We start from the raw sequence: 25,579 nt of genomic DNA, 5'->3' as shown, positions 1-25,579 counted from the left end.
ACTGTCAAGCGGTTATTTTCAGAAGTTTTCAAAGTTTCCTTTGCAACTTCAACCACTTGCGCTTCCGATCTCTCGTTAGCGGGAGCCGAATTCTACAGCGTTACTCGCTGCTGTCAACACCTCTTTTGTTCCGCTTTCGACCGAGAAGATCGAACCGTTAACAAGGCGACAACACACTGCCTTATCAACTCCTTCTGGGCTTCGATGACCTGAAGCAACTCGCTGCCGAAAACTGCGTAACTCTTTGTTTACCAAGGAGTTTTCCGTTTCGACTGCGCCGGAAGTGGGGCGAATTATAGACTTCCAGAATCTGCCGTCAAGCACTGATTTCAGCTTTATTCGGATTTGAGCGTAATACGCGCAAAAGCCTTCTTACCAGCCTGACAAACATGGGTCGCGCCCAGTACGTATATAAAGGTGCGATCGACAACCTCACCATCTATACGCACGCCGCCCGAATTCAGAAGATCGCGCGCCACTGCCGAGTTCTTCACCAAGCCCGCCTTATTAAGGACAGCAGCAATCGGCATATCTTCAGCAGCAGTCAGCTCGATCTCTGGCAGATCATCCGGCAGCTCGCCTTCCTTCATACGGTTCCCCGCCGCACGGTGAGCACTGGCCGCAGCCTCCTCCCCATGGAAACGCGCAACAATCTCTTCAGCCAGCTTGATTTTGATGTCCCTTGGATTGGCACCTGCTTCGACATCAGCACGGAACGCAATGATCTCATCCATGGAACGGAAGCTGAGCAATTCGAAATAGCGCCACATCAGCGCATCCGGAATGGAAACCAGCTTGCTGTACATGACCCCAGGCGCTTCCTGGATGCCGACGTAGTTGCCCAACGACTTGGACATCTTCTTCACGCCGTCCAGACCTTCGAGCAACGGCATGGTCAGAATGCACTGCGGCTCCTGCCCATAACCACGCTGCAGTTCACGCCCCATCAGCAGGTTGAACTTCTGATCGGTACCACCCAACTCGACGTCCGCGCGCAAGGCCACCGAGTCATAACCCTGAACCAACGGATACAGGAACTCATGAATGGCGATCGGCTGATTGGTTGTGTAACGCTTGTCGAAGTCATCGCGCTCGAGCATGCGAGCCACGGTGTACTGCGAAGTCAGACGAATGAAGTCGGCCGGCCCCATCTGATCCATCCAGGTGGAGTTGAATGCCACTTCGGTTTTGGCCGGATCGAGAATCTTGAAAACCTGAGTCTTGTAGGTCTCGGCATTCTCGAGAACCTGCTCGCGGGTCAGCGGAGGACGGGTGGCACTCTTGCCACTCGGATCGCCGATCATCCCGGTGAAGTCTCCTATAAGGAAGATCACCTGGTGCCCCAGCTCCTGGAACTGACGCAGCTTATTAATAAGCACTGTGTGACCCAGGTGCAAATCCGGCGCGGTCGGATCGAAGCCCGCCTTAATACGTAGCGGCTGGCCACGCTTGAGCTTTTCGATCAGCTCGGACTCGACCAACAGTTCTTCTGCACCACGTTTGATCAGCGCTAGCTGCTCTTCAACCGACTTCATAACAGACCCGCAAGGCTCAGATTCAAAGGGAACCAACCATACAAGATCGCGCACCAAATACAAGTTTTGCCCGGCGCACGCACGCCAATCCACAGACAGAGCATCCGCAGGCTTGCTTCAGAGATGATTTGGTTATATTTTATACAGTTATTTCATCTTCATCATGTCATTCATCTTTTCCAATTCATCTTTTCAAAGTCAAAAATTACCTATGACCACAGAACCGTCTAAAGCGCCGCCGCTTTACCCGAAGACCCACCTGCTTGCCGCAAGTGGGATCGCCGCCCTTCTCAGCCTGGCTCTCCTGGTATTTCCTTCCAGTGATGTTGAAGCCAAAAAGACGACCCTGAGCCTTGAACTGGAAAGTCCTGCTGAACAACTGACACAAGATCAAGACGCTGCCGATGCCGTCCAAGCCACAAATGAACCGGCAGGCTCCCCGTTCGCGCAGATCGAAGACAGCGCCGAAGACACCAAGGAAACCGCTCAAGCCGCCCCTGCGCCAGTGGTCGAACCAAAGAAAGCCCCCAACCATAAAGAAGTCATTGTTGGCAAAGGCGACACCCTCTCTACCCTGTTTGCAAAGGTCGGCCTGCCCGCCGCCTCAGTGCATGAAATTTTGGCCAGCGACAAGCAAGCCAAACAGTTCAGCCAACTCAAGCATGGTCAGAAGCTCGAATTCGAACTGAACCCTGAAGGCCAGTTGACCAACCTGCACAGCAAAGTCAGCGACCTCGAAAGCATCACCCTGACCAAGAACGACAAGGGTTATGTGTTCAACCGTATTACCGCCAAACCGACCGTACGCTCCGCCTACGTTCACGGCGTGATCAATAGCTCGCTGTCGCAGTCCGCGGCTCGCGCCGGCCTGTCCCACAGCCTGACCATGGACATGGCCAGCGTGTTTGGCTACGACGTCGACTTCGCCCAGGATATTCGCCAAGGCGACGAATTCGATGTGATCTACGAACAGAAAGTCGTCAACGGCAAGGCTGTCGGCACTGGCCCGATCCTGTCCGCACGCTTCACCAACCGCGGCAAGACCTACACCGCCGTGCGTTACACCAACAAACAAGGCAACAGCAGCTATTACACGGCTGACGGCAACAGCATGCGCAAGGCATTCATCCGTACTCCGGTAGACTTCGCCCGCATCAGCTCGAAATTCTCCATGGGCCGCAAGCATCCGATCCTGAACAAGATCCGCGCGCACAAAGGTGTCGATTACGCAGCACCACGCGGTACGCCGATCAAGGCAACCGGGGACGGCAAAGTTCTGCTGGCCGGTCGCCGTGGTGGTTACGGCAACACCATCATCATTCAGCACGGCAACACCTACCGTACGTTGTACGGCCACATGCAAGGTTTCGCCAAAGGCGTGCAGACTGGCGGCAGCGTCAAACAAGGCCAGGTGATCGGCTACATCGGCACCACCGGCCTGTCGACCGGCCCGCACTTGCACTATGAATTCCAGGTCAATGGCGTGCACGTCGATCCACTGGGCCAGAAGCTGCCGATGGCTGACCCGATTGCCAAAGGCGAGCGCTCGCGCTTCCTCGCGCAAAGCCAGCCATTGATGGCTCGGATGGACCAAGAGAAGGCCACCATGCTCGCGTCGAGCAAACGCTAAGCATGGCGCTCTATATAGGCGTGATGTCCGGGACCAGCCTTGATGGCCTGGACATTGCGCTGATCGAACAAACCCCGGCGATCAAACTGATCGCCACGCACTACATCCCCATGCCTGAATCCCTGCGCGCCGAGCTGCTTGGCTTGTGCGCCAGCGGCCCGGACGAGATTGCCCGCTCCGCCATCGCCCAACAGAACTGGGTGAATCTGGCAGCACAGGGCATTCACACCCTCCTCGATCAACAAAACCTGAAAGCCGAAGACATTCGCGCGATTGGCAGCCACGGCCAGACCATTCGCCACGAACCGGCACGCGGGTTCACGGTGCAAATCGGCAACCCCGCCCTGCTGACCGAGCTGACTGGCATCACCGTGGTCGGTGATTTCCGCAGTCGCGACGTCGCCGCAGGCGGCCAGGGCGCGCCACTGGTTCCAGCCTTTCACGAAGCCTTGTTTGAAGAACAGCCAGGCAACCGAGCAGTATTGAACGTCGGCGGTTTCAGTAACTTGAGCCTGATCGAGCCTGGCAAACCTGTCGCCGGTTTCGACTGCGGCCCGGGCAATGTGCTGCTGGATGCCTGGATTCACCAGCAACGCGGCGACAATTTCGATCGCGACGGCCGATGGGCAGCCAGCGGCAAGGTTGAACCCACCTTGTTGAGCGAGCTACTCAGTGATCCATTTTTCGTGACCAAAGGCCCCAAGAGCACCGGCCGCGAAGTATTCAACCTGCCTTGGCTGACGCAGCACCTCTCGCACTTGCCCACCTTCGCTCCTGAAGATGTACAGGCGACCCTGCTCGAACTGACCGCCCTGACCATTATTGAGTCACTGCAAAGCGCCCAATCAGATACCCGTGAATTACTGGTCTGCGGCGGCGGCGCCCACAACGCTACGCTGATGGCCCGCCTGGCGAGCCTGCTACCGAATGCCAAAGTCAGCAGCACCGCCGCTTACGGTGTCGACCCGGACTGGGTCGAAGCCATGGCCTTCGCCTGGCTGGCCCATTGCTGCCTCGAAGGCATCGCCGCCAACCGCCCAAGCGTCACCGGTGCCCGCGGCTTGCGCGTACTCGGCGCCATCTACCCTGCTTAAAGGCCAGACAGCAAAACGCCGCAGGGCTGTGAAACCCTGCGGCGCCTTGTAATTCGGTGATGCGCGATCAGATCGAGAACGAAGAACCGCAACCACAGGTGGTGCTGGCGTTCGGATTCTTGATCACGAACCGCGAACCTTCCAGACCTTCCTGATAATCCACCTCAGCACCTGCCAGGTACTGGAAGCTCATCGGGTCTACGACCAGACTCACACCTTCGCGCTCGACGATGGTGTCGTCATCGGCCACTTCTTCATCGAAGGTGAAGCCGTACTGAAAACCTGAACAACCACCGCCCGTAACAAATACGCGCAGCTTCAAGCGATCATTCCCCTCTTCATCGACCAGGCTCTTCACCTTGTGCGCGGCACCGTGGGTGAATTGCAAAGCCGTGGGGGTGAAGGATTCGACGCTCATGCTAACTATCTCCCGGCGTTACGCCGCCATAATGCGTGATGACGGGCATTATCCGCTTCTCCTAGAAAATTGGTCAACTATTAGAAGGAGCAGCGGCAAGCTTCAAGTCGTTAGCTTTAAGCTTAAGGCTTACAACTTGAAGCTTGTGGCTGCGCTTAAGGCAGCATGCCCGCGTGGGACAGACCCAAGCGTTCATCCAGCCCGAACAGGATGTTCAGGTTCTGCACCGCCTGGCCCGACGCGCCCTTGACCAGGTTATCGATCACTGACAACACCACCACCAGGTCACCATCCTGTGGACGATGCACGGCGATACGGCAAACGTTGGCACCGCGCACGCTGCGCGTTTCCGGATGGCTGCCGGCCGGCATCACATCGACGAACGGTTCGTTGGCATAACGCTTTTCAAACAGCGCCTGCAGATCCACTGAACGATCGACGACGGTCGCGTACAGCGTCGAGTGAATGCCGCGAATCATCGGCGTCAGGTGCGGAACGAAAGTCAGGCCGACGTCCTTGCCCGATGCGCGACGCAGACCCTGGCGAATTTCCGGCAGGTGACGGTGCCCTTTGACCGCGTAAGCCTTCATGCTTTCCGACGTCTCGGAGTACAAGGAACCTACCGCTGCGCCCCGACCGGCACCGCTGACACCCGACTTGCAGTCAGCGATCAAACGGGAAGTGTCCGCCAGACCGGCTTCGAGCAATGGCAGGAAACCCAACTGGGTTGCGGTTGGATAGCAACCCGGCACGGCGATCAGGCGCGCTTGCTTGATCTGCTCGCGATTGACTTCCGGCAGGCCATAGACCGCCTCTTCCAGCAACTCCGGTGCACCGTGCGGCTGGCCGTACCACTTGGCCCATTCATCAGCGTCTTGCAGACGGAAATCCGCCGACAGATCGATGACCTTGGTGCCGGCAGCCAGCAGTTCGCCGGCCAGAGCATGGGCAACACCGTGTGGTGTGGCGAAGAACACCACATCGCAGGCGCCCAGGGTCTTGATGTCCGGAACGCTGAACGCCAGGCCGTCGTAGTGGCCTCGCAGGTTCGGATACATATCAGCCACGGCCAGACCGGCCTCGGATCGGGAAGTGATCACTACCACTTCAGCTTGCGGATGCTGTGCCAACAGACGCAGCAGTTCGACACCGGTGTAACCCGTGCCGCCGACGATACCGACCTTGACCATAAACCTGCCCTCAACGAACCCACTGGAAAGCCGTCGATAATAGGGCCCGTATCGTCCTGCGACAACCGGCAAGGTGACGTGCGGACGCTCAAGCCTCTACTATCCGGGCTACCGTGAACCTGGGAATAACTAAAAATGCTTTATCTGTGGCTCAAAGCGCTTCACATCGTCAGCATGGTCTGCTGGTTTGCCGGCCTGTTTTACCTGCCGCGACTGTTCGTCTATCACGCGCAAAGCGAAGACACCGTCAGCAAGGAACGCTTCAGCCTCATGGAGCGCAAGTTGTATCGGGGCATCATGGGCCCGGCGATGATCGCCACCCTGGTCTTCGGCCTTGCCCTGATCTACCTCAACCCGAGCATCTTCAGCCAGGGCGCCTGGATGCACGCCAAGTTGACCCTCGTGGTGATCCTGATCGGCTACCACCACATGTGCGGCGCCCAGGTAAAACGTTTTGCCCGTGGCGAAAACACCCCGCAGCCATGTCTTTTATCGCTGGTTCAATGAAGTGCCGGTTCTGATATTGCTGGCTATCGTAATTCTGGTCGTCGTTCGGCCGTTCTAATCCAATAAGCAAACATCTATCGGGGTACTTCCAATGTCGCTGCCCGCTCTGCTCGAACAACGTCTGCGCCTGCCGGTAGTGGCCGCGCCGATGTTCCTGATCTCCAATCCTCAGCTGGTGCTGGCCTGCTGCCGAAATGGCGTAGTGGGCAGTTTTCCTGCGCTGAACCAGCGCGAGAGCAGCGGCTTCAAGGCCTGGTTGGAAGAAATCGAAGCAGGCTTGGCGACACTGGAAAACCCGGCGCCGTACGCGGTGAACCTGATCGTCCACAACAGCAACCCGCGCCTGCAAGCGGACCTGGATATCTGCATCGAGCACAAGGTGCCGATCGTGATCACCAGCCTCGGTGCCGTGAAAGAACTGGTCGATGCTGTGCACAGCTATGGCGGCTTGGTGTTTCACGACGTGACGACGCGCCGCCACGCGGAGAAAGCCGCCGAGGCGGGTGTCGACGGTTTGATCGCGGTGGCGGCGGGAGCCGGCGGACACGCCGGAACCTGGAGCCCGTTTTCGCTGATTGCCGAGATTCGCCAGTTCTTTGACAAGACCCTGCTGCTGGCCGGCTGCCTGAACCATGGCCACGAGATTCTCGCCGCACAATTGCTCGGTGCGGATTTGGCCTACTTCGGCACGCGATTTATCGGCACCACTGAAAGTCACGCGCCTGACGCCTACAAGGAGATGTTGCTGACATCCAGAGCGGCGGACATTGTTCATACTCCAGCGGTGTCGGGTGTACCGGCGAGTTTCATGCGCCAGAGCCTGGAGGCCGCCGGCTTCGACATGGCCGCCTTGCAGGGCAAGGGTGAAGTGAACTTCGGTTCCAAGCTCAAGCCCATCAGCGATGAAGCCAAAGCCTGGAAAACCGTGTGGTCTGCCGGGCAGGGTGTAGGGGAAATCGATGACCTGCCGAGTGTCGATCAATTGGTCGCACGGCTGGACGCGGAATACCGAAAGGCGCTGGAGCTGGCGGCACAACTGCCAAAACGCTGGCCGCGCTGAGATGAAAATTTTGGCCAGCCCACCCGGCTGGCTTTACACTCCACACCTGTAACGTTTCCTAACTTAATTTCTCGCGACAAGGATGCCTCGCAATGAGCGACAACCGTTTCAAGATTGTTTTCGACGGCGCTCTGCTGCCAGGTGTTGATGTCACTACCGCCAAGTTTAATCTCGCCGAGCTGTATAAAAGCGAAGTGGCTGCCGTTGAACGGCTGTTCACCGGCAAGACGGTCACGCTCAAGCAAGGCTTGTCGCAGATCGACGCGCAAACCTACCTGCAGGCGCTGACGAAAACCGGTATCGATGCCCGAATCGAAAGCGAACCGTCGATAGAGCTCAATCTGGCCGATGCTCACGAGCATGTGCCCGCCAGCAGCCAACCAGTTTTCGCCGAGCCCTCCTCCCCTTACGCGCCGCCCCGAGCCGCTGTCGGCGAAAGCCTGCCGGCGTTTTCCACGCTCAAGCCCTTCGGCGTCGAAGGCCGCATCGGCCGCTTGCGCTATCTGGCGTGGACGATGGCCCTGACGCTGGTCATGCTGGCCGTAGGTTCCGTAGCGGCCCTACTGGCCATCGCGATCATCAGTGCCGATTCCACCGCAGGCTTGATTATTGGCGGCCTGATAGCGGTCATCCTGTGCTTCGTCCTCGCGGTCGTCAGTATTCAGATCAGCGTCCAGCGCCTGCACGACATCGGTTGGTCCGGCTGGCTCTGGCTGCTGAACCTTGTGCCGCTCCTGGGCAGTTTCTTCCCGTTCGTGATCATGGCGGTGCCCGGCAGCAACATTGCCAACCAATACGGTCCACCGCCTCCGCCGAACTCTACGGCGGTCAAGGTGCTGGCTTCGCTCTGGGTGGCCTTTATCGCGATCATGTTCGTTGGCGCACTGGCCGGCGGTTTCGCAGCTGTCCAGCAAGAGTACGAAACTGCGGCGCAAACCAGCTACGACAGTGGCTCGGTAACCACTGACGAGGTCGAAGCCGAGCCAGCTGACGAGGCCGTGCAAGCACCCGATTCCGCAGACGATGAAACCGAAGAGGCCGAAGAAGCCCCGGCCCCTGTAGACTCTGCGAAAGAATGAACAGCGCTCCCCGCCCCTGACACCTGCGTCGCCGGCGCGGAGCTGTTGCGATGGAGAACTGCATGACCCGTTACGCTCTGATCACTGGCGCTTCCAGCGGTATCGGCCTGGCGATGGCCGAAGCGCTGGCCCGCCGTGGCCGCAGCCTGATTCTGGTGGCCCGACAGCGTGATCAGCTGGAAAGCATTGCGATTGAACTGACTCAGCGTTTTGGCGTGGAAGTGCTATTCCGCGCCTGCGATCTGGGCGAGCCCTTGAGGCTGTCTGGGTTCCTGCTGGAACTGGAAGAAGGTGATCGCCAGATCGATCTGCTGGTCAACTGCGCCGGTATCGGTACGTGCGGCCCGTTCCTGGCCCAGGATTGGATGACCGAGCAGGACTTGATCGAGGTGAACATCCTCGCCCTCACCCGCCTGTGTCACGCCATCGGTAACAGCATGGCGTTGCAGGGCGGCGGGCAGATTCTGAATGTCGCCTCGGTGGCGGCGTTCCACCCCGGCCCGTGGATGAGCACTTACTACGCGAGCAAAGCGTACGTGCTGCACTTTTCCGAAGGCTTGCGCGTCGAGCTGAAGAAATGTGCGGTCAAGGTGTCGGTGCTGTGCCCAGGTCCTACGCGCACGGCGTTTTTCCACACGGCGCAACTGGACGCCGTCAAAGTCACCGACAGTAGACTGCTGATGAGCCCCGAAGAAGTGGCGCTGTATACCGTGCGGGCCCTGGCCAAAAATCGCGCCATCATTATTCCTGGCCGACTTAATCGCTGGTTCGCCGTCCTGCCGCGATTCGGTTCGCGATGGCTGACCCGGACAATCGCCGGTATGGTCAACAAGGCTTACTGCCCGCGCTGAAACCCTTGAAGGTAATAAGCTGGGCTCGCGCCTACCCCATGGGTACACTCAGGCCAGCCCAAACAACGGAGAAAACAGCTGTGGATACTCTGTTCACCAAGATCATCAACCGGGAAATCCCGGCCAGGATCATCTACGAGGACGACCAGGTACTGGCCTTCCACGACATCGCCCCACAGGCACCGGTGCATTTTCTGGTCATCCCGAAAAAAGCGGTGCGCACCCTCAATGACCTGACCGAAGAGGACAAGGCATTGGCCGGGCATATCCTGTTCACCGCCCAACGCCTGGCGCTGGAGCTGGGCTGTGAAAAAGGTTTCCGCGTGGTCATGAACTGCAATGAAGACGGTGGGCAGACTGTCTACCACATTCATATGCATGTGCTCGGTCAGCGCCAGATGACCTGGCCGCCGGGCTGATTCAACACCTTCCCCTGTAGGAGCGAGGCTTGCCCGCGAAGAACGATAACGCGGTCTATCTGAATGACCGCGTCACCCCTTTCGCGGACAAGCCTTGCTCCTACAGGTCGCGGTGCTGCAATGACCCAGCGCAAACCTTCCCCGGCCGATTCGGTTAAACTGGCCGCCGAGATTCCCCCCCGGAGGTCAGCATGACTACCCAGCGTCACTACTCGCCGATTGACCGCCTTCTGCTGCAAGCCGATGCCGCGATGCGTACCCTGCTGCCGTTCAGTGGTCAGCCGTACCGTCCGTCGCCAGCCATCGTGCAGCCCGAAACGCAAATGAGCGATGAAGACACCCGGCACGTGGCCGGCCTGATGCGCATCAACCATACCGGCGAAGTCTGCGCCCAGGCGCTGTACCAGGGCCAGGCCCTGACTGCCAAGCTGCCGCACGTGCGCGCCGCGATGGAACATGCTGCCGAAGAAGAAATCGATCACCTGGTGTGGTGCGAACAACGTATCCACCAATTGGGCAGTCACACCAGCATTCTCAATCCGCTGTTTTATGGCATGTCGTTCGGGATTGGCGCTGTCGCCGGCTTGATCAGCGACAAAGTCAGCCTGGGGTTTGTGGCGGCTACCGAGCATCAGGTGTGCAAGCACTTGAATGAACATCTTGAACAGTTGCCGGCCGAGGATGAAAAATCCCGGGCGATTCTTGAGCAGATGCGCATTGATGAAGAACATCATGCGGAGAGCGCGCTGGACGCTGGCGGATTCCGCTTCCCGGCGCCGGTGAAGTTCGGAATGAGTTTGTTGGCCAAGGTAATGACCAAGAGTACGTATCGGATTTGATCCCTGCGAAACCCATAAAAAAGGCGACTACCCCGAGGTAGTCGCCTTTTTTTGTATTCGAAAATCTTAGCTCGGCATGTTGCGCGCGTAGAAGATTTCCAGCATTTCGTGTTTCACACGTTCAGTCACCTGGGCACGTTGCTCAGAGGACAGGCTGTTGGTCGCGTCGCCGAACAGGTAATCGTCCAGTTCGAAGTTCTTCAACAGCATTTTGGTGTGGAACAGGTTTTCCTGGTACACGTTCACGTCAGTCATCTGGTAACTGTCGCGGGTGTCTTCGGAGAGGTAGTTCTGGATCGAATTGATCTCGTGGTCGATGAAGTGCTTTTTGCCTTCAACGTCACGGGTGAATCCGCGCACGCGATAATCCACGGTCACGATGTCCGAATCGAACTGGTGAATCAGGAAGTTGAGCGCTTTAAGCGGTGAAATGACACCACAGGTCGACACGTCAATGTCCACACGGAATGTCGCAATACCGTCCACCGGATGGATTTCCGGGTAGGTGTGCACCGTGATGTGGCTCTTGTCGAGGTGGGCCAGGATAATCTCGGGCAACGGGCCCGGGGACTCTTCGATCTGGCTGTCGGTCGGGGTGACCGGCTCTTCAGAGATCAGAATCGTGACGCTGGCGCCCTGTGGATCGTAATCCTGACTGGCGATGTTCAGGATGTTGGCACCAATGATATCGACAACTTCTGTGAGGATCTGCGTCAGGCGCTTCGCGTTGTACTCTTCATTGATGTACTCGACGTAAGCCTGCTGGTCTTGCGGGGTTTCCGCGTAGCAGATGTCATAGATGTTGAAGCTCAAGGTCTTAGTCAGGTTATTGAACCCGTGGAGCTTGAGTCTGCTTTTCACCGTTAAAAACTCTCTATGTATTGCGGCCCGGGCCGCGTGATCAAGCATGCCCGTCAGATGCGAACAACGCAGCTGCGTAGGACGGTTAACACCTCTTCGCGATGGCGATTTTGGTTGTCCGTTCGGATCAGCGGCCTGTCGGTTGACGGGCCACGACCCTGAAAAAAGTGGCGCATTATGCAGACGTCAGCTATGGATCGCCAGAGTCTGCACTGCTTTTATGATAGTTGAATGTCGAATCAACCGAGTTCGATGATCTCGTAGTCGTGGGTAATCGCCACGCCAGCCGCGCCGAGCATGATCGAGGCCGAGCAATACTTCTCGGCGGACAGTTCGATGGCGCGTTTGACCTGGGCTTCTTTCAGGCCCCGGCCCTTGACCACGAAGTGCATGTGGATCTTGGTGAACACCTTGGGATCTTCGGTCGCGCGTTCGGCTTCGAGGAAGGCTTCGCAGCTTTCGACGGCCTGCCGGGACTTCTTGAGAATGCTGACCACATCGAAATTGCTGCAACCGCCGACACCCAGCAGGAGCATTTCCATTGGGCGTACACCCAGGTTGCGACCACCGGCGTCCGGCGGACCGTCCATGACCACGACATGACCACTGCCGGATTCGCCGAGGAACATGGCTTCGCCAGCCCATTGGATGCGTGCCTTCATCGCCAAGACTCCACTGTATAAAAAAGGGTCGCCAGCTTAGCACAGGGCCTCGCAATGACAGCGCCTCGCCTTCCTAGGACGGACGTGCCAATCTCCCGCGTAAATTCTCGAATCCTGAAGGAATGTGTCTGTTAAGCTGGCGCCAATTCGCTGGCGCTTAGCCAACCCTGCAGCGTCGTCATCAGCAATTCATAAAAAAACCAACCACACCGTGCAGTCTTTTCGGGATACAACCATGGTTGCTATTACCCCAACACCCAAAATCAAGAACCTCGACAAGCTGTTGATGCACTGCCAGCGCCATCGTTATGCGGCCAAGAGCAACATCATCTGTGCCGGCGATCGTTCGGACACGCTGTTCTTCATCATCAAGGGCTCGGTCACCATCCTGATCGAGGACGATGACGGCCGCGAGATGATCATCTCCTACCTGAACGCCGGGGACTTTTTCGGCGAGCTCGGGCTGTTTGAACAGGCCGGCATGGAACAGCAACGCAGTGCCTGGGTACGCGCCAAGGTCGAATGCGAAGTCGCGGAAATCAGCTACGCGAAGTTCCGCGAACTGTCCCAGCAAGATCCAGACATTCTTTACGTACTCAGCGGACAAATCGCACAGCGCCTACGCAATACCACGCGCAAGGTCGGCGACCTGGCCTTCTTCGATGTGACCGGCCGTGTCGCCCGCTGCCTGCTGGAACTGTGCAAGCAGCCAGACGCCATGACTCACCCGGACGGCATGCAGATCAAGGTGACCCGTCAGGAAATCGGGCGGATTGTCGGGTGTTCCCGGGAGATGGTCGGTCGCGTGCTCAAGGATCTTGAGGAACGCAACCTGGTGGATGTCAAAGGCAAGACCATGGTGGTCTTCGGCACGCGTTAAGCCTCGAACATCTCTGCCAGCAACTGGCGGTACAGCGCATGGAGGCGCTCCAGCGCATCAGGCGCAGCGAACTTTTCATGCAAGGCGATGTGGCTTTCGGCACGAACCCGCTGTTCCAGGCCGCACGCTTCGTTGAAGCGGTTGACTGCGGCGACCATCGATTCCCGTTCGTTATCCAGCAACAACGCCCCGTGCACCAAGCCTACTGGACGCGTTCCACCCTTGCTCTGACGCCAGCGCTGGGCGGTGCCGACCATCTTGCGCCCGTCGAGGTTGACGTTGAAGCGGCCATCACAGAAGGCGCCGTCGACCTCCCCCAATGACGAGACGCCGCCCAACTCATCCAGCAGCTGACACATCGGGTCGCAGAGTCGGCGGTAAGCGGTTTCGATGCGGTTTTGGTCACCTTCGCTGCGCGGTGCTGCATAGACCAGGGCAATGTTGATCGTTGCGGCCGATTGCGGCACCGGTTCACCGCCGGTTTCTCGCAGCAGCACCGGCCAGCCCGCCGCCGCCGACACCTCGCACGCGGCGTCGAAACCCGGAAGACGATTCAACCGGCGCGGCATGACCAGCGCTCGATCGCTTGGCTGCCAAAACAGCAGGCCAAACTCTGAATCGCCGGTGCACACATGCGCCAACAGATCCTGCTCGGCAAGCAGGCCGGCTTCGACAGTCAGGGCAACGGGCTGGGTCATGGCAGCAAAATCCTTTGTCGGGGCTATAAAAAAGCCGGCATCGCCGGCTTCTTCATTGAATCAGGTTCAGTCGAGTGTAGAGCCGCTCACCGCAGTGCCGCGCTCTGGAAAGAACAAACGTTGCAGCTCGGTACCCGGGCTTTCGGCGCGCATGAATGCTTCGCCAACCAGGAACGCATACACGTCGCTGATTTCCATCAGCTCGACATCGGCGCGATTGAAAATGCCGCTCTCGGTAATTACCAGGCGATCACGGGGGATGCGCGGCAACAGGTCGAGGGTGGTTTCCAGATTCACGTCGAAGGTGTGCAGGTTGCGGTTGTTCACGCCGACCAACGGCGTGTCGAGGGTTTTCAAGGCCCGCTCCAGCTCGTTGCCATCGTGGACTTCCACCAGCACATCGAGGCCGACGCTCTTGGCCACCGCCGCCAGTTCGGCCATTTTCACGTCGTCCAGAGCGGAGACGATCAACAGCACGCAGTCGGCGCCGAGGGCACGGGCTTCAACGATCTGGTAAGGATCGATCATGAAGTCCTTGCGGATCACCGGCAGCTTGCACGCGGCGCGCGCTTGTTGCAGATAGGCATCGGCACCCTGGAAAAAATCGATATCGGTGAGCACCGAGAGGCACGTGGCGCCGCCCTTCTCGTAGCTCTTGGCGATGTCGGCCGGCACGAAGTTCTCGCGGATCACGCCTTTGCTCGGCGAGGCCTTTTTGATTTCAGCAATCACCGCCGGCTGCTTGAGCTTGGCCTGGGCGATCAGTGCCCGGGCAAAACCACGGGGTGCATCGGCAGCCTTGGCCAGGCTTTCCAGCTCGGCCAGGCTGACACGGGCGCTACGCTCGGCAACTTCCTGGACCTTGCGGGCCAGAATGTTTTCCAGAACCGTCGGTACACTCATCCCTCATTCTCCACTCGAAATACCGCGGTAAACGCACCCAACTCCTCGAGTTTTTCCCGAGCGAGGCCGGTGTGCAGCGCGTCGTGCGCCAGGGCAACGCCCTCTTTCAAACTTGTTGCGTGGTCAGCGGCATACAGTGCGGCACCGGCATTGAGCACGATCATCTCGGCGGCTTTCTGGCCGTTTTCGGTCTTGCGTTTGCCCAGGGCATCGCGGATCAGTTCGAGGGAAGCGGCCGGGCTGTCCACCGCGAGGCCGTGCAGGCTCTGGCTCTTCATGCCCAGGTCTTCCGGCTCGACCCAATACTCGGTGATCTGATCGTTCTTCAGCTCCGCGACGAACGTCGGCGCTGCGAGGCTGAATTCGTCCAGGCCATCCTTCGAATGCACCACCAGCACATGTTTGCTGCCCAGACGCTGCAAGACTTCGGCCAATGGCCGGCACAGCGCCGGGTTGAACACGCCCACCACCTGATGTTTCACGCCGGCCGGATTCGTAAGCGGGCCGAGCATGTTGAACAGGGTGCGCAGGCCAAGGTCCTTGCGCGGACCGGCGGCGTACTTCATGGCACTGTGGTGAGTCTGGGCGAACATGAAACCGATGCCGACGTTATCGATACAGCGCGCGACCTGAATTGGCGTCAGGTTCAAATAGATCCCGGCGGCTTCCAGCAAGTCAGCGCTGCCGCTTTTGCCCGAGACGGCACGGTTACCGTGCTTGGCCACCGTGCAACCAGCCGCTGCAACCACGAAGGAAGACGCGGTCGAGACGTTGAAGATATTGGCGCCGTCACCGCCGGTGCCGACCACATCGACCACGCCGTCGAGGGTCTTGAGTTCGACTTTGTCCGCCAGCTCACGCATGACCGATACCGCACCGACGATTTCGTCGATGCTTTCGCTCTTCATGCGCATGGCCATCATGAACGCGCCAATCTGCGCGTCCGAGCATTGCCCGGTCATGATTTCACGCATGACATCGCGCATTTCATCGGTGCTGAGGTCGAGGTGATCGACGATACGGCCCAGGGCTGTCTTGATGTTCATGAAAAGTCCTTAGCGCGTGCCGCCGGTTTGTTTGAGGAAGTTGGCGAACAGCTCGTGGCCCTGCTCGGTGAGGATCGATTCCGGGTGGAATTGCACACCCTCGATGTTCAGCGTCTTGTGGCGCAGGCCCATGATTTCGTCGACCGAGCCGTCTTCGAGCTGGGTCCAGGCGGTCAGCTCCAGGCACTCGGGCAAGGTTTCACGCTTGACGATCAACGAGTGGTAGCGGGTGACGGTTAGCGGACGGTTCAGGCCTTCGAAAACACCCTTGTCCTCGTGGAATACCGGACTAGTCTTACCGTGCATCACCTGACGGGCGCGCACCACATCACCGCCAAAGGCCTGGCCGATGGACTGATGGCCGAGGCAGACACCGAGGATCGGCAGTTTGCCGGCGAAGTGTTTGATCGCTTCGATGGAGATGCCAGCTTCGGTCGGCGTGCAAGGACCGGGGGACACGACGATGCGCTCAGGATTGAGGGCCTCGATTTCGGCGATGGTGAGTTCATCGTTGCGCACGACTTTGACCTGGGAGCCAAGCTCACCAAGGTACTGCACAACGTTGTAAGTAAAAGAGTCGTAGTTATCGATCATCAGCAACATGGCGCTGGGAACCTCTTGAATTCACTGACTTTTAATACAGCCTTCGAATGATTACCCGCAGTGTGCTGCGCTTTGTCAGGTGCTGGAGTGGCGCCAGCAAAGCGGCATTTCAAACAGGTACAGAAGGCGAAGCGGGTACAGGTCCGGCGGGGCCGGCAAAAGAATTCAGGCGCGCCAACGCCAGCGGGCGTGTGCCTTGATGACTTGATCCAGGAGTTTGCTGATGATCAACACGGGAAAGGTCTCATTCATACGTCTCGGCACAGTAACTTAGCTGGGCAGAGCGTGCAATAAGGCGCACACCAAGGCTGGCGAAACAAATGAAGGCTTCGCGACAGATGGCAAAAGGCCGGAAGTTTTTGGTACTGTCGTTTCGTTCTCTACAACAATAATTAAACGGACTTGCACATGATCAAACAGACGTTGTTTGTACCGCTCGCCAGTTGCCTGCTCGCCATGGCCTGCGCCCAGGCGAATGCGGCGCCCAATCCTTACACGAGTTTCATCGTCTTCGGCGACAGCCTCAACGACGCCGGGACCTTCGCCGACACCGGCGGGCCTGCCGGGTCCACCCAGCGCTTCACCAACCGCACCGGCCCGGTCTACCTGGACGGCAGCGGTGAAGAACGCTCGCTCAACGCCACGCAAATTCTTGGGGGAAAACTGGGGTATTCGGCGGACCAGACAGCGTCCTCGTCTTCGGCAGTACGCGCCAACGAAGGCCAGCCCGATGGTAACAACTGGGCGGTCGGCGGTTATCGCACCGACCAGATCCTCGATTCGATCACCAGCACTTCCGCCACTGGCGAACGCACCCGCGCGGGCTATCTGCCGTCGAACGGCTTTCGCGCCGACCCGAATGCACTGTATTACCTCTCGGGCGGTGGTAACGACTTCCTGCAAGGCCGCGTGACCAGCCTGCCCCAGGCCAGCGCCGCCGCCGATCGCCTGGCCAGCAGCGCACAAGCCCTGCAACAGGCCGGCGCCCGTTACATCATGGTCTGGCTGCTGCCGGATATCGGCTTTACCCCGGCGTTCAATGGCTCGCCGTTGCAAGACTTCACGTCCCAACTGAGCAACCAGTTCAACACCGAACTGGTGAGCCAACTGCAGGGCATCAACGCCAACATCATCCCGCTGAACATTCCGGTGTTGCTCAAAGAGACGTTTGCCAACCCGGGGCAGTTCGGCCTGGCCACTGACCAAAACCTGAGCGCCACCTGCTTCAGCGGCAACAGTTGCACCGAGAACGCCCGCTACGGGATCAACAGTGCGACGCCGGATCCAACCAAGCTGATCTACAACGACTCGGTGCACCCGACCGAAGCCGGGCAACGCCTGATTGCCGATTACGCCTACTCGCTGTTGTCCGCGCCATGGGAGGCGACCCTGTTGCCGCAAATGGCCCAGGGCACTTTGCGCTCCCATCAGGATGAATTGCGTAACCAGTGGCTGGCGGATTGGGAAAACTGGCAAGGCGTGGGTCAATGGCGGGCGATTGTCGCCGGTGGCGGCCAGCATCAAGACTTCGACAGCCAGCGCAGCGGCGCCAGTGCTGACGGCAATGGCGCCAACCTGAACATCGGTGGCAGCTACCGGCTGAATGACGCATGGCGCGTCGGCCTGGCTGCGGGTTTCTACAACCAGAAGCTGGAAGCCGGAGACAACGATTCGGACTACAAGCTCAACACCTACATGGGTACGGCGTTCGCTCAGTATCAGCAGAATCGTTGGTGGGGTGATGCGGCCGTGACGGCCGGGCATCTGGACTACGACAGCCTCAAACGCAAATTCCAATTGGGGGTCAACGAGCGCGGGGAGAAAGGCGATACCGACGGTTACCTGGTGGCTTTCAGTGGTCGCGTCGGTTACGACATCGCGCCACTGGCGAGCAGCCCATGGCACCTGTCGCCGTTCGTCAGCGCCGACTTCGCCAAGGTAGAGGTCGACGGTTACTCGGAGGATGGCGCCGACTCCACCGCCCTGACGCTCGATGACCAGTCACGCATCTCCCGGCGTCTTGGCATTGGCCTCCAGGGCAAGTATCAGATCACCTCGCAGACCCAGGTATTCGGCGAACTGGCCCACGAGCGTGAGTACAACGACGATACCCAGGACGTGACCATGAACCTCAACAGCCTGCCGGGCAACCGCTACACCCTGGCCGGCTACACCCCGCAAACCAATCTGAACCGTTTGAACCTGGGTGTGAGTCACAACCTCACCAAGGATTTGGCGTTGCGGGCGAGTTATGACATTCGCAAGGATGATGACTTTACCCAGCAGGGCGTGAACCTTGGGGTGAGCCTGGACTTCTAAATCGCAAGATCAAAAGATCGCAGCCTTCAGCAACGCCTACGGGGGGTGCGATCTTTTGGTGATCTGAATTGGCAGGCCATAAAAAACGCGGCGCCCTCACAGGCGCCGCGTTTTTTTATGCTGAACACTTATTGTGGCGAGGGGGCTTGCCCCCGTTCGGCTGCGCAGCAGTCGCAAATCCAGACCGCTCGATAAACCTGAAAGAATGCAGGGGGCCGCTTCGCGCCCCAACGGGGGCAAGCCCCCTCGCCACACAAGCCAGCTCCCACAAGTTTTGTGTGAACTTAACTGTCCGGGGTTTGCTCGGCCAACGCGACCGCGCGGAACATCGCACGCCGTTTGTTCAGGGTTTCTTCCCATTCCAGCGCCGGCACCGAATCGGCGACGATGCCGCCACCGGCCTGCACGTGCAGTTCGCCGTCCTTGATCACCGCGGTGCGGATCGCAATCGCAGTGTCCATGTTGCCGTTCCAGGCGAAGTAACCCACCGCCCCGCCGTAGACGCCACGCTTGACCGGCTCCAGCTCGTCGATGATTTCCATCGCGCGAATCTTCGGTGCGCCGGACAAGGTGCCCGCCGGCAGAATCGCCCGCAGCGCGTCCATCGCCGTCAGCCCGGCCTTCAATTGCCCGGTGACGTTGGAGACGATGTGCATCACGTTCGAATAGCGCTCGATGACCATCTTCTCGGTGAGTTTCACCGAACCGATTTCCGAGACCCGGCCAGTGTCGTTGCGGCCAAGGTCAATCAGCATCAAGTGCTCGGCGATTTCCTTGTCGTCGGACAGCAGGTCTTTTTCCAGCGCCAGATCCGCTTCTTCGTTGGCCCCGCGTGGGCGGGTGCCGGCGATCGGGCGCACGGTGATCAGGTTGTCTTCGACCCGCACCAGCACTTCCGGCGAACTGCCGACGACGTGGAAGTCGCCGAAGTTGAAGAAGTACATGTAAGGCGTCGGGTTGAAGCAACGTAGCGCCCGGTACAGATCGATGGGCGCCGCCTTGAAGTCGATCGACATGCGCTGGGACGGCACGACCTGCATGCAGTCACCGGCCAGGATGTATTCCTTGATGGTGTCGACGGCTTTTTCGTAATCGTCCTGGGTGAAGCTCGAACGGAACACCGGGTCAGCCGACTGTTGCTTGCTGAAGTCCAGGCCACGACGCGGGGTGATTGGCTGGCGCAGTTTCTCCAGCAACTCTTCCAGACGTGCCTGACCTTGCTCGAAGGCATCGGCTTGTGCCGGGTCGGCGAGGACAATCGCGTGCATCTTGCCGGCGAGGTTGTCGAACACCACCACCGCGTCGGACACCATCAGCAGAATGTCCGGCACGCCCAGTGGATCCGGGTTCGGGCATTTGCCCAGACGCTTCTCCACATAACGCACGCAGTCATAACCGAAGTAACCCACCAGCCCGCCGTTGAAGCGCGGCAGCCCAGGGATGGTCGGGACGTTGTAGCGGGCTTTGAATGCTTCGACGAAGGCCAGTGGGTCTTCGGCCTCAAGGCTTTCGATCTCGACGCCGTCGTGGGTCACGCTGATGTGGTGATCGTGAACCCGCAGCACGGTGCGGCACGGCAGGCCGATGATCGAGTAACGGCCCCACTTCTCCCCGCCCTGCACCGATTCCAGCAGGTAGGAATTGGGCTCGTCGGCCAGTTTCAGGTAGATCGACAGTGGCGTGTCGAAGTCGGCCAGGGTTTCACAGGCCATCGGGATACGGTTATAGCCGGCAGCGGCCAAACGCAGGAATTCTTCGCGGATCATGGGGTAGCCTCGTGGCTTGAGGGTCTAACAGTCAGGTATGCAAACGCGCCGGGATGCCGGCCAGGAACAAGTCAGGCGCGCCAACGCCAGCGGGCCAGGGCCTTGATGACTTTCATCCAGAGTTTGCGAGTGACCACCACGATGGCGTTTCCAGAAGGGGGTTGAGCAGCGTCGGGCAACGTTATCTCAGCCGCCGGGTCCAGGCAACCGGGAATTAGCTTGCGCAGATCGTCGATCACCAACGCCGGTGACTCTTCGGCAATCGGCCGGCCATGGTTGTAGCCATAACTCAGCGCCACGCACTTGACCCCCGCCGCTTTCGCCGCCAGCACATCACTGCGCGAATCGCCGACAAACAACGATTGCGACGCCGGAATGTTGGCCATTTTCATCACGAAAAACAGCGCGGCCGGGTCGGGTTTCTTCTGCGGCAGGGTGTCGCCGCCGATGATCCATTTGAAGTAACGGCCGATCTTCATCTGATCCAGCAGCGGCGCGACAAAGCGCTCCGGCTTGTTGGTGATCAGCGCCATCTCGACGCCCTGCTTGTGCAGCCATTTCAGGGTGTCGCGCACGCCGGGATAGACCACGGTCAGTTCATGGCTGCCACCGTAGGCTTCCATAAAAATCTCCAGCGCACCTTCGGCCTCACCGTCATCGACCGCCGAATGGTCGATGCCACCGGCCAGCGCGCGGCGAACCAACACCGGCGCACCGTTACCGACCCACTCGCGCACCGACTCAAGGCCGGCGGGTTCACGGCCCATTTTGAGCAGCATGTTATCCACGGCAACCGCGAGGTCGGGGACCGAATCGATCAGCGTGCCATCCAGATCGAACATCACCAGCCGCGGCAGACGCCCCGGGAACAGCTGCTCAAAGCCACTCATGGACGAGCCAGCGCCAGTTCGGCACGCATCTTCTCGATCACTTCCTGGTAGTTCGGCGCATTGAAGATCGCCGAGCCGGCCACGAAGGTGTCGGCGCCGGCAGCGGCGATTTCACGGATGTTGTTCACATTGACCCCGCCGTCGATTTCCAGGCGAATGTCGCGCCCCGAAGCATCGATCAGCGCACGGGCCTGACGCAGTTTGTCGAGGGTGCCAGGAATGAACTTCTGCCCGCCGAAGCCCGGGTTGACGCTCATCAGCAGGATCATGTCGACCTTGTCCATCACGTACTCAAGCACGCTCAGGGGAGTGGCTGGGTTGAACACCAGGCCCGCCTTGCAGCCGCCCTCGCGGATCAGTTGCAGGGAACGGTCGACGTGCTGGGTGGCTTCCGGGTGGAAGGTGATGTAGGTCGCACCGGCTTCAATGAAGTCACCGACGATGCGATCCACCGGGCTGACCATCAAGTGGGCGTCGATCGGCGCGGTCACGCCGTACTTGCGCAGTGCCGCGCAGACCATCGGGCCGATGGTCAGGTTGGGCACGTAATGATTGTCCATGACATCGAAGTGCACGAAGTCGGCGCCAGCGGCCAGGACGTTGTCCACTTCTTCGCCCAGGCGGGCGAAGTCGGCGGAGAGAATCGACGGAGCAATTACGAAGGGCTGCATGACGCACCTTTTCTGAGCAGAATCACGATGGCGCGCATTGTATACCTCATGCTTTGACGCGCGCGACGTGACCGCGATGATCAGTAGGCCGCTCGGTAGATCTTCTCGATATCGACGGCGCTCAACTTGCGTGGATTGTTGCGCATCAGGCGCTCGATCCCCGCCGCTTCCACGGCCATGGCCGGGATCGCGTCTTCGGGCACGCCGAAGCTGCGCAGGCCCAGGGGAATCTCCACCGCCAGGCACAACGCGGTCATCGCTTCCACGGCTTTGTCCGCGGCATCGATGGCGCTCAAGTGCGCGGTTTTCACGCCCATGGCCTCGGCAATATCCTGCATGCGCTCGACGCAGGCCAACTTGTTCCAGGTCATCACATACGGCAGCAGCAACGCATTACTGACGCCGTGGGCAATGTTGTAGCGCCCGCCCAGCGGGTACGCCAGCGCATGCACCGCGCCGACCCCGGCATTGCCGAACGCCATGCCGGCCATCAGGCTGGCGGTGGCCATGTCTTCGCGGGCTTGCAGGTTGGCCGGGTTGGCGTAGGCCTTGGGCAGCGCCTGGGTAATCAGCTTGATCGCACCAATCGCCAAGGCATCGGTGATCGCCGAGGCATTCAGCGACAGGTAGGACTCGACCGCATGCACCAGCGCATCGACGCCACTGGCGGCAGTGACACTGCGCGGGCAGGTCAGGGTCATTTGCGGGCTGACCAGCGCCACGTCCGGTAATAGATAGTCGCTGACGATGCCTTTCTTCAACTGCGCGAGCTTGTCGGAGAGGATCGCCACGTTGGTGACTTCCGATCCGGTGCCGGCGGTGGTCGGGATGGCGATCAGCGGCGGGCCTTTGCGCGGCACCTGATCGACGCCGAACAGATCTTCCAGCGCGCCGTGATAACCGGCATAGGCTGCGACACTTTTGGCGATATCGATGGCGCTGCCGCCACCCAGGCCAATCAACCCGTCATGCCCGCCTTCGCGGTAGACGCGCATGCAGTCTTCGACGATGGCGATTTCCGGGTCGGGCAGCACGCGGTCGAACACCTCGTAGGTGCGGTCGCCCAGGTGCGCCAGCGCCAGCTCGACCGTGCCGGACTTGACCAGCGCGGCATCGGTGACGATCAGCGGGTTATCGACATCCAGGCGGGTCAGCTCGGCGGCCAGTTGCTCGATGGCACCGGCGCCGGTGATCAGTTTGTGGGCAATTTTGAAAGAGGAAAGACTCATGTGCGCAGCCTCTTATCGTTAGGGGAGCTGGGCACAATAGTAGCTGGGGATTGGGGTTTGTCGTTTATTCACGACGCGAATGATTGAGGTGACCTGTAGGAGCGAGGCTTGCCCGCGAAGACGGTGAGTCAGTCAACATAGATGTTTAATGTGCTGACGCCTTCGCGGGCAAGCCTCGCTCCTACAGGATTAGGTCCGATCATCCCCAAGGCATTCCCACGCAGAGCATGGGAACGATCAGCGGTGCAGGTCAGACCTGGGCGGTGCGCAGTTTTTCGCTGCGGCCACGCAGCCATTCCAGGGTCAGCAGCAGGATCACCGAGAAGGCAATCAGCAACGTCGCGGCGGCGGCAATCGTCGGGCTGAGGTTTTCGCGGATGCCGCTGAACATCTGCCGTGGCAGGGTCGCTTGCTCGGGACCGGCAAGGAACAGTGTCACCACAACCTCATCGAACGACGTCGCGAAAGCAAACAGCGCCCCGGAGATCACACCCGGCGCGATCAACGGCAAGGTCACCCGACGGAACGCGGTCAGCGGCGAGGCACCGAGGCTCGCAGCGGCACGCACCAGATTGTGGTTGAACCCCTGCAACGTCGCCGACACCGTGATGATCACGAACGGCACGCCCAACACCGCATGCACCACGATCAGCGAAAAGAAGCTGTTACCCAAACCCAGCGGCGCAAAGAACAGATAACTCGCCACACCAATGATCACCACCGGCACCACCATCGGCGAAATCACCAGCGCCATCACCAGCGCTTTGCCGGGGAAGTCGCCACGGGTCAGGCCAATCGCCGCCAGCGTGCCGAACACCATGGCCAGCACCGTGGCCGCCGGGGCGACGATGATGCTGTTCTTCAACGAGCGCATCCATTCGGCCGAGGCGAAGAAGTCCTGATACCAGTGCAGCGAGAAACCCTGCAGTGGGTACACCAGGAAACTGCCCGAGTTGAACGACAGCGGAATGATCACCAGCACCGGCAGGATCAGGAACAGCAAAACCAAGCCGCAGAGAATCCGCAAACTGTAGAACCACACCCGCTCAATGGGCGACATATAAGGACTCAGCATTTCGTTCTCCCCTTAGCTCAGGCGCAGGCGACTGGCGCCCACCAGCCAGCTGTAAATCAGATAAAGCACCACGGTCGCCAACAGCAGCAGCCCACCGAGTGCGGTCGCCATGCCCCAGTTGATGCTGGTGTTGGTGTAGAAGGCGACGAAGTAACTGACCATCTGATCGTTCGGGCTGCCCAGCAACGCCGGAGTGATGTAGTAGCCGATGGCGAGGATGAACACCAACAGGCAACCGGCGCCGATACCGGCATAGGTCTGCGGGAAGTACACCCGCCAGAAACTGGCGAACGGATGGCAGCCGAGGGAAATCGCCGCCCGCATGTAAGTCGGCGAGATGCCTTTCATTACGCTGTAGATCGGCAGAATCATGAACGGCAGCAGGATGTGCACCATGGAGATGTAGACCCCGGTGCGGTTGAACACCAGCTCCAGCGGCTTATCGATAATGCCCATGGCCATCAGGCCGCTGTTGATCAGCCCGCCGGATTGCAGCAAGACGATCCATGCGGCGACCCGCACCAGGATCGAGGTCCAGAACGGCAGCAGCACCAGAATCATCAACAGGTTACTTTGCCGCGATGGCAGGTTCGCCAGCAGGTAGGCCAACGGATAGGCCAGCAACAGGCAGATCACGGTGATGACCAGGCCCATCCAGAAGGTGCGGGCGAAGATGTCGAGGTAGATCGCCTGATCCGGGGTGGCAGGGGCCACTTCGCCGAGGTCGTCGATCCGGTGATCCACCGCCGCCAGCAAGTAGTACGGGGTAATGCTGCTGGTGTTGCGGCGCACGGCCTGCCAATAGGCCGGATCGCCCCAGCGCTCGTCGAGCCCTTCCAGCGCTTCTTTATAAGAGGTCGGCTCGGTGGCGAACGGCAAGGCGCGGGCGGTTTTGGTCAGCAGGCTGCGGTAGCCGGCCAGTTCCATGTTCAAGCGCTTGGACAAGTCACCCAAGGTCTGGTTTTTGCGCGCTTCAGCGAGGTCTTCGCTGGCAGCCTTGTAAACCGGTTCAGCGGGCAGGCCACGGCCGTCCCAACTGGCGATAGCCGTCACGGTGCGCGGCATGCCGCCGACCACTTCCGGGTTACCGACACTTTTGTAGAGCAGCGCCACAATCGGCACCAGAAACACCAGCAACAGAAACAGCACCAGCGGCGCAATCAAGGCCTGGGCCTTCCAGCGATTGATCCGCTCGGCGTGCTTGAGCCGCTGCTTCAAGGTGGGGTCAGTGCCCGCGTTCAGGGGAACGGCGATAGCCATGGCGTACTCCGGAAATCTTTGATCGTTACAGAGGCAGACAGGCCACCTCTGTTCTTCTTATCGATACATCACCCCTGTAGGAGCGAGGCTTGCC

24 protein-coding genes and 1 pseudogene are annotated in these 25,579 nt (G+C 59.5%); 10 read left to right on the top strand and 15 right to left on the bottom strand.

What is annotated here, in order from left to right:
• Nucleotides 1–335: 335 nt before the first annotated feature.
• The gene (gene tyrS, locus ACZ89E_RS25895) at nt 336–1,535 is read right to left on the bottom strand and encodes a tyrosine--tRNA ligase (RefSeq protein ID WP_149659540.1); all 1,200 of its coding nucleotides are present in this window, start codon (nt 1,533–1,535) and stop codon (nt 336–338) included.
• Between the two features lie 211 nt (nt 1,536–1,746).
• On the opposite strand from tyrS, the gene ACZ89E_RS25890 reads away from it, so the two are divergent.
• Both ACZ89E_RS25890 and ACZ89E_RS25885 read left to right on the top strand, forming a co-directional pair.
• Complete coding sequence (locus ACZ89E_RS25890) at nt 1,747–3,165, top strand: peptidoglycan DD-metalloendopeptidase family protein (protein WP_149659541.1); 1,419 nt, start codon at nt 1,747–1,749, stop codon at nt 3,163–3,165.
• A 2-nt stretch (nt 3,166–3,167) separates the two neighbouring features.
• Nucleotides 3,168–4,259: an anhydro-N-acetylmuramic acid kinase gene (locus tag ACZ89E_RS25885; RefSeq protein WP_149659542.1), complete on the top strand. Its 1,092-nt coding sequence runs from the start codon at nt 3,168–3,170 to the stop codon at nt 4,257–4,259.
• A gap of 67 nt (nt 4,260–4,326) precedes the next feature.
• On the opposite strand, the gene erpA is transcribed toward ACZ89E_RS25885, so the two are convergent.
• Nucleotides 4,327–4,677, bottom strand: coding sequence for an iron-sulfur cluster insertion protein ErpA (erpA, locus tag ACZ89E_RS25880; protein WP_007947969.1), 351 nt, complete (start codon nt 4,675–4,677; stop codon nt 4,327–4,329).
• A gap of 155 nt (nt 4,678–4,832) precedes the next feature.
• Entirely contained in the window at nt 4,833–5,867 is a 1,035-nt protein-coding gene (argC, locus tag ACZ89E_RS25875; RefSeq protein ID WP_123512992.1) for an N-acetyl-gamma-glutamyl-phosphate reductase, read from the bottom strand.
• Nucleotides 5,868–6,002: 135 nt separating this feature from the next.
• Between argC and hemJ the strand changes: the two are divergent.
• The 6 genes and pseudogenes from hemJ to coq7 all read left to right on the top strand — a co-directional run bounded on the left by hemJ (nt 6,003) and on the right by coq7 (nt 10,622).
• Nucleotides 6,003–6,432, top strand: a pseudogene (gene hemJ, locus ACZ89E_RS25870) (protoporphyrinogen oxidase HemJ).
• A 33-nt stretch (nt 6,433–6,465) separates the two neighbouring features.
• Nucleotides 6,466–7,434 (top strand): NAD(P)H-dependent flavin oxidoreductase, encoded by a 969-nt coding sequence (locus ACZ89E_RS25865; protein WP_149659545.1) that lies wholly within the window; start codon nt 6,466–6,468, stop codon nt 7,432–7,434.
• Nucleotides 7,435–7,526: 92 nt separating this feature from the next.
• Nucleotides 7,527–8,513 (top strand): DUF805 domain-containing protein, encoded by a 987-nt coding sequence (locus tag ACZ89E_RS25860; RefSeq protein WP_476256693.1) that lies wholly within the window; start codon nt 7,527–7,529, stop codon nt 8,511–8,513.
• A gap of 62 nt (nt 8,514–8,575) precedes the next feature.
• The gene (locus ACZ89E_RS25855) at nt 8,576–9,364 is read left to right on the top strand and encodes an SDR family NAD(P)-dependent oxidoreductase (RefSeq protein WP_476256692.1); all 789 of its coding nucleotides are present in this window, start codon (nt 8,576–8,578) and stop codon (nt 9,362–9,364) included.
• A gap of 80 nt (nt 9,365–9,444) precedes the next feature.
• Nucleotides 9,445–9,783 carry a histidine triad nucleotide-binding protein gene (locus tag ACZ89E_RS25850; RefSeq protein WP_149659548.1) on the top strand — a complete coding sequence of 113 codons (339 nt, stop codon included), beginning with the start codon at nt 9,445–9,447 and terminating at the stop codon, nt 9,781–9,783.
• A gap of 191 nt (nt 9,784–9,974) precedes the next feature.
• Nucleotides 9,975–10,622, top strand: a complete 648-nt coding sequence (gene coq7, locus ACZ89E_RS25845) for a 2-polyprenyl-3-methyl-6-methoxy-1,4-benzoquinone monooxygenase (protein ID WP_123410512.1) — start codon at nt 9,975–9,977, stop codon at nt 10,620–10,622.
• Between the two features lie 66 nt (nt 10,623–10,688).
• Here coq7 and speD read toward each other — a convergent pair whose 3' ends face one another.
• Together speD and ACZ89E_RS25835 are read right to left on the bottom strand one after the other, a co-directional pair.
• Nucleotides 10,689–11,483 carry an adenosylmethionine decarboxylase gene (gene speD / locus ACZ89E_RS25840; RefSeq protein ID WP_149659549.1) on the bottom strand — a complete coding sequence of 265 codons (795 nt, stop codon included), beginning with the start codon at nt 11,481–11,483 and terminating at the stop codon, nt 10,689–10,691.
• Nucleotides 11,484–11,722: 239 nt separating this feature from the next.
• Nucleotides 11,723–12,145 carry an OsmC family protein gene (locus tag ACZ89E_RS25835; protein WP_007941657.1) on the bottom strand — a complete coding sequence of 141 codons (423 nt, stop codon included), beginning with the start codon at nt 12,143–12,145 and terminating at the stop codon, nt 11,723–11,725.
• Nucleotides 12,146–12,380: 235 nt separating this feature from the next.
• Between ACZ89E_RS25835 and crp the strand changes: the two genes are divergently transcribed.
• Complete coding sequence (crp, locus tag ACZ89E_RS25830) at nt 12,381–13,025, top strand: cAMP-activated global transcriptional regulator CRP (protein WP_149659550.1); 645 nt, start codon at nt 12,381–12,383, stop codon at nt 13,023–13,025.
• On the opposite strand, the gene ACZ89E_RS25825 is transcribed toward crp, so the two are convergent.
• From ACZ89E_RS25825 to ACZ89E_RS25810, 4 genes are all read right to left on the bottom strand, one after another.
• Complete coding sequence (locus ACZ89E_RS25825) at nt 13,022–13,723, bottom strand: lipoate--protein ligase family protein (RefSeq protein WP_476256691.1); 702 nt, start codon at nt 13,721–13,723, stop codon at nt 13,022–13,024. The two genes, crp and ACZ89E_RS25825, sit on opposite strands and share 4 nt — an antisense overlap.
• A 66-nt stretch (nt 13,724–13,789) precedes the next feature.
• Nucleotides 13,790–14,626 carry an indole-3-glycerol phosphate synthase TrpC gene (gene trpC, locus ACZ89E_RS25820; RefSeq protein ID WP_149659552.1) on the bottom strand — a complete coding sequence of 279 codons (837 nt, stop codon included), beginning with the start codon at nt 14,624–14,626 and terminating at the stop codon, nt 13,790–13,792.
• On the bottom strand, nt 14,623–15,672 hold the full coding sequence (gene trpD / locus ACZ89E_RS25815) for an anthranilate phosphoribosyltransferase (protein WP_149659553.1): 1,050 nt from the start codon (nt 15,670–15,672) through the stop codon (nt 14,623–14,625). Before trpD ends, trpC begins: the two co-directional genes overlap by 4 nt.
• Nucleotides 15,673–15,681: 9 nt before the next feature.
• Nucleotides 15,682–16,275 (bottom strand): aminodeoxychorismate/anthranilate synthase component II, encoded by a 594-nt coding sequence (locus ACZ89E_RS25810; RefSeq protein ID WP_149659554.1) that lies wholly within the window; start codon nt 16,273–16,275, stop codon nt 15,682–15,684.
• Nucleotides 16,276–16,683: 408 nt separating this feature from the next.
• Between ACZ89E_RS25810 and estP the strand changes: the two genes are divergently transcribed.
• A complete protein-coding gene (gene estP, locus ACZ89E_RS25805; protein ID WP_476256690.1) occupies nt 16,684–18,594 on the top strand; it encodes an esterase EstP in 1,911 nt (636 codons plus the stop codon).
• Nucleotides 18,595–18,878: 284 nt separating this feature from the next.
• Here the strand turns inward: estP and trpE are convergent, their stop codons facing one another.
• The 6 genes from trpE to ACZ89E_RS25775 form a co-directional block, all read right to left on the bottom strand.
• Nucleotides 18,879–20,360, bottom strand: a complete 1,482-nt coding sequence (gene trpE / locus ACZ89E_RS25800; protein ID WP_463258627.1) for an anthranilate synthase component I — start codon at nt 20,358–20,360, stop codon at nt 18,879–18,881.
• Nucleotides 20,361–20,431: 71 nt separating this feature from the next.
• The gene (locus ACZ89E_RS25795; protein WP_149659557.1) at nt 20,432–21,250 is read right to left on the bottom strand and encodes a phosphoglycolate phosphatase; all 819 of its coding nucleotides are present in this window, start codon (nt 21,248–21,250) and stop codon (nt 20,432–20,434) included.
• A complete protein-coding gene (gene rpe, locus ACZ89E_RS25790) occupies nt 21,247–21,921 on the bottom strand; it encodes a ribulose-phosphate 3-epimerase (RefSeq protein ID WP_123410522.1) in 675 nt (224 codons plus the stop codon). Before rpe ends, ACZ89E_RS25795 begins: the two co-directional genes overlap by 4 nt.
• A gap of 80 nt (nt 21,922–22,001) precedes the next feature.
• Nucleotides 22,002–23,150 carry an iron-containing alcohol dehydrogenase gene (locus ACZ89E_RS25785; protein WP_149659558.1) on the bottom strand — a complete coding sequence of 383 codons (1,149 nt, stop codon included), beginning with the start codon at nt 23,148–23,150 and terminating at the stop codon, nt 22,002–22,004.
• 250 nt (nt 23,151–23,400) lie between these two features.
• Nucleotides 23,401–24,225, bottom strand: coding sequence for an ABC transporter permease (locus ACZ89E_RS25780; RefSeq protein WP_133835769.1), 825 nt, complete (start codon nt 24,223–24,225; stop codon nt 23,401–23,403).
• 12 nt (nt 24,226–24,237) lie between these two features.
• The gene (locus tag ACZ89E_RS25775) at nt 24,238–25,485 is read right to left on the bottom strand and encodes an ABC transporter permease (protein WP_149659559.1); all 1,248 of its coding nucleotides are present in this window, start codon (nt 25,483–25,485) and stop codon (nt 24,238–24,240) included.
• Between the last annotated feature and the right edge of the window lie 94 nt (nt 25,486–25,579).

The organism is Pseudomonas sp. TE3899 (assembly GCF_056279105.1).
The sequence above is the reverse complement of the archived record's forward strand: the minus strand, read 5'-3'. Positions and strand labels throughout refer to the sequence as shown.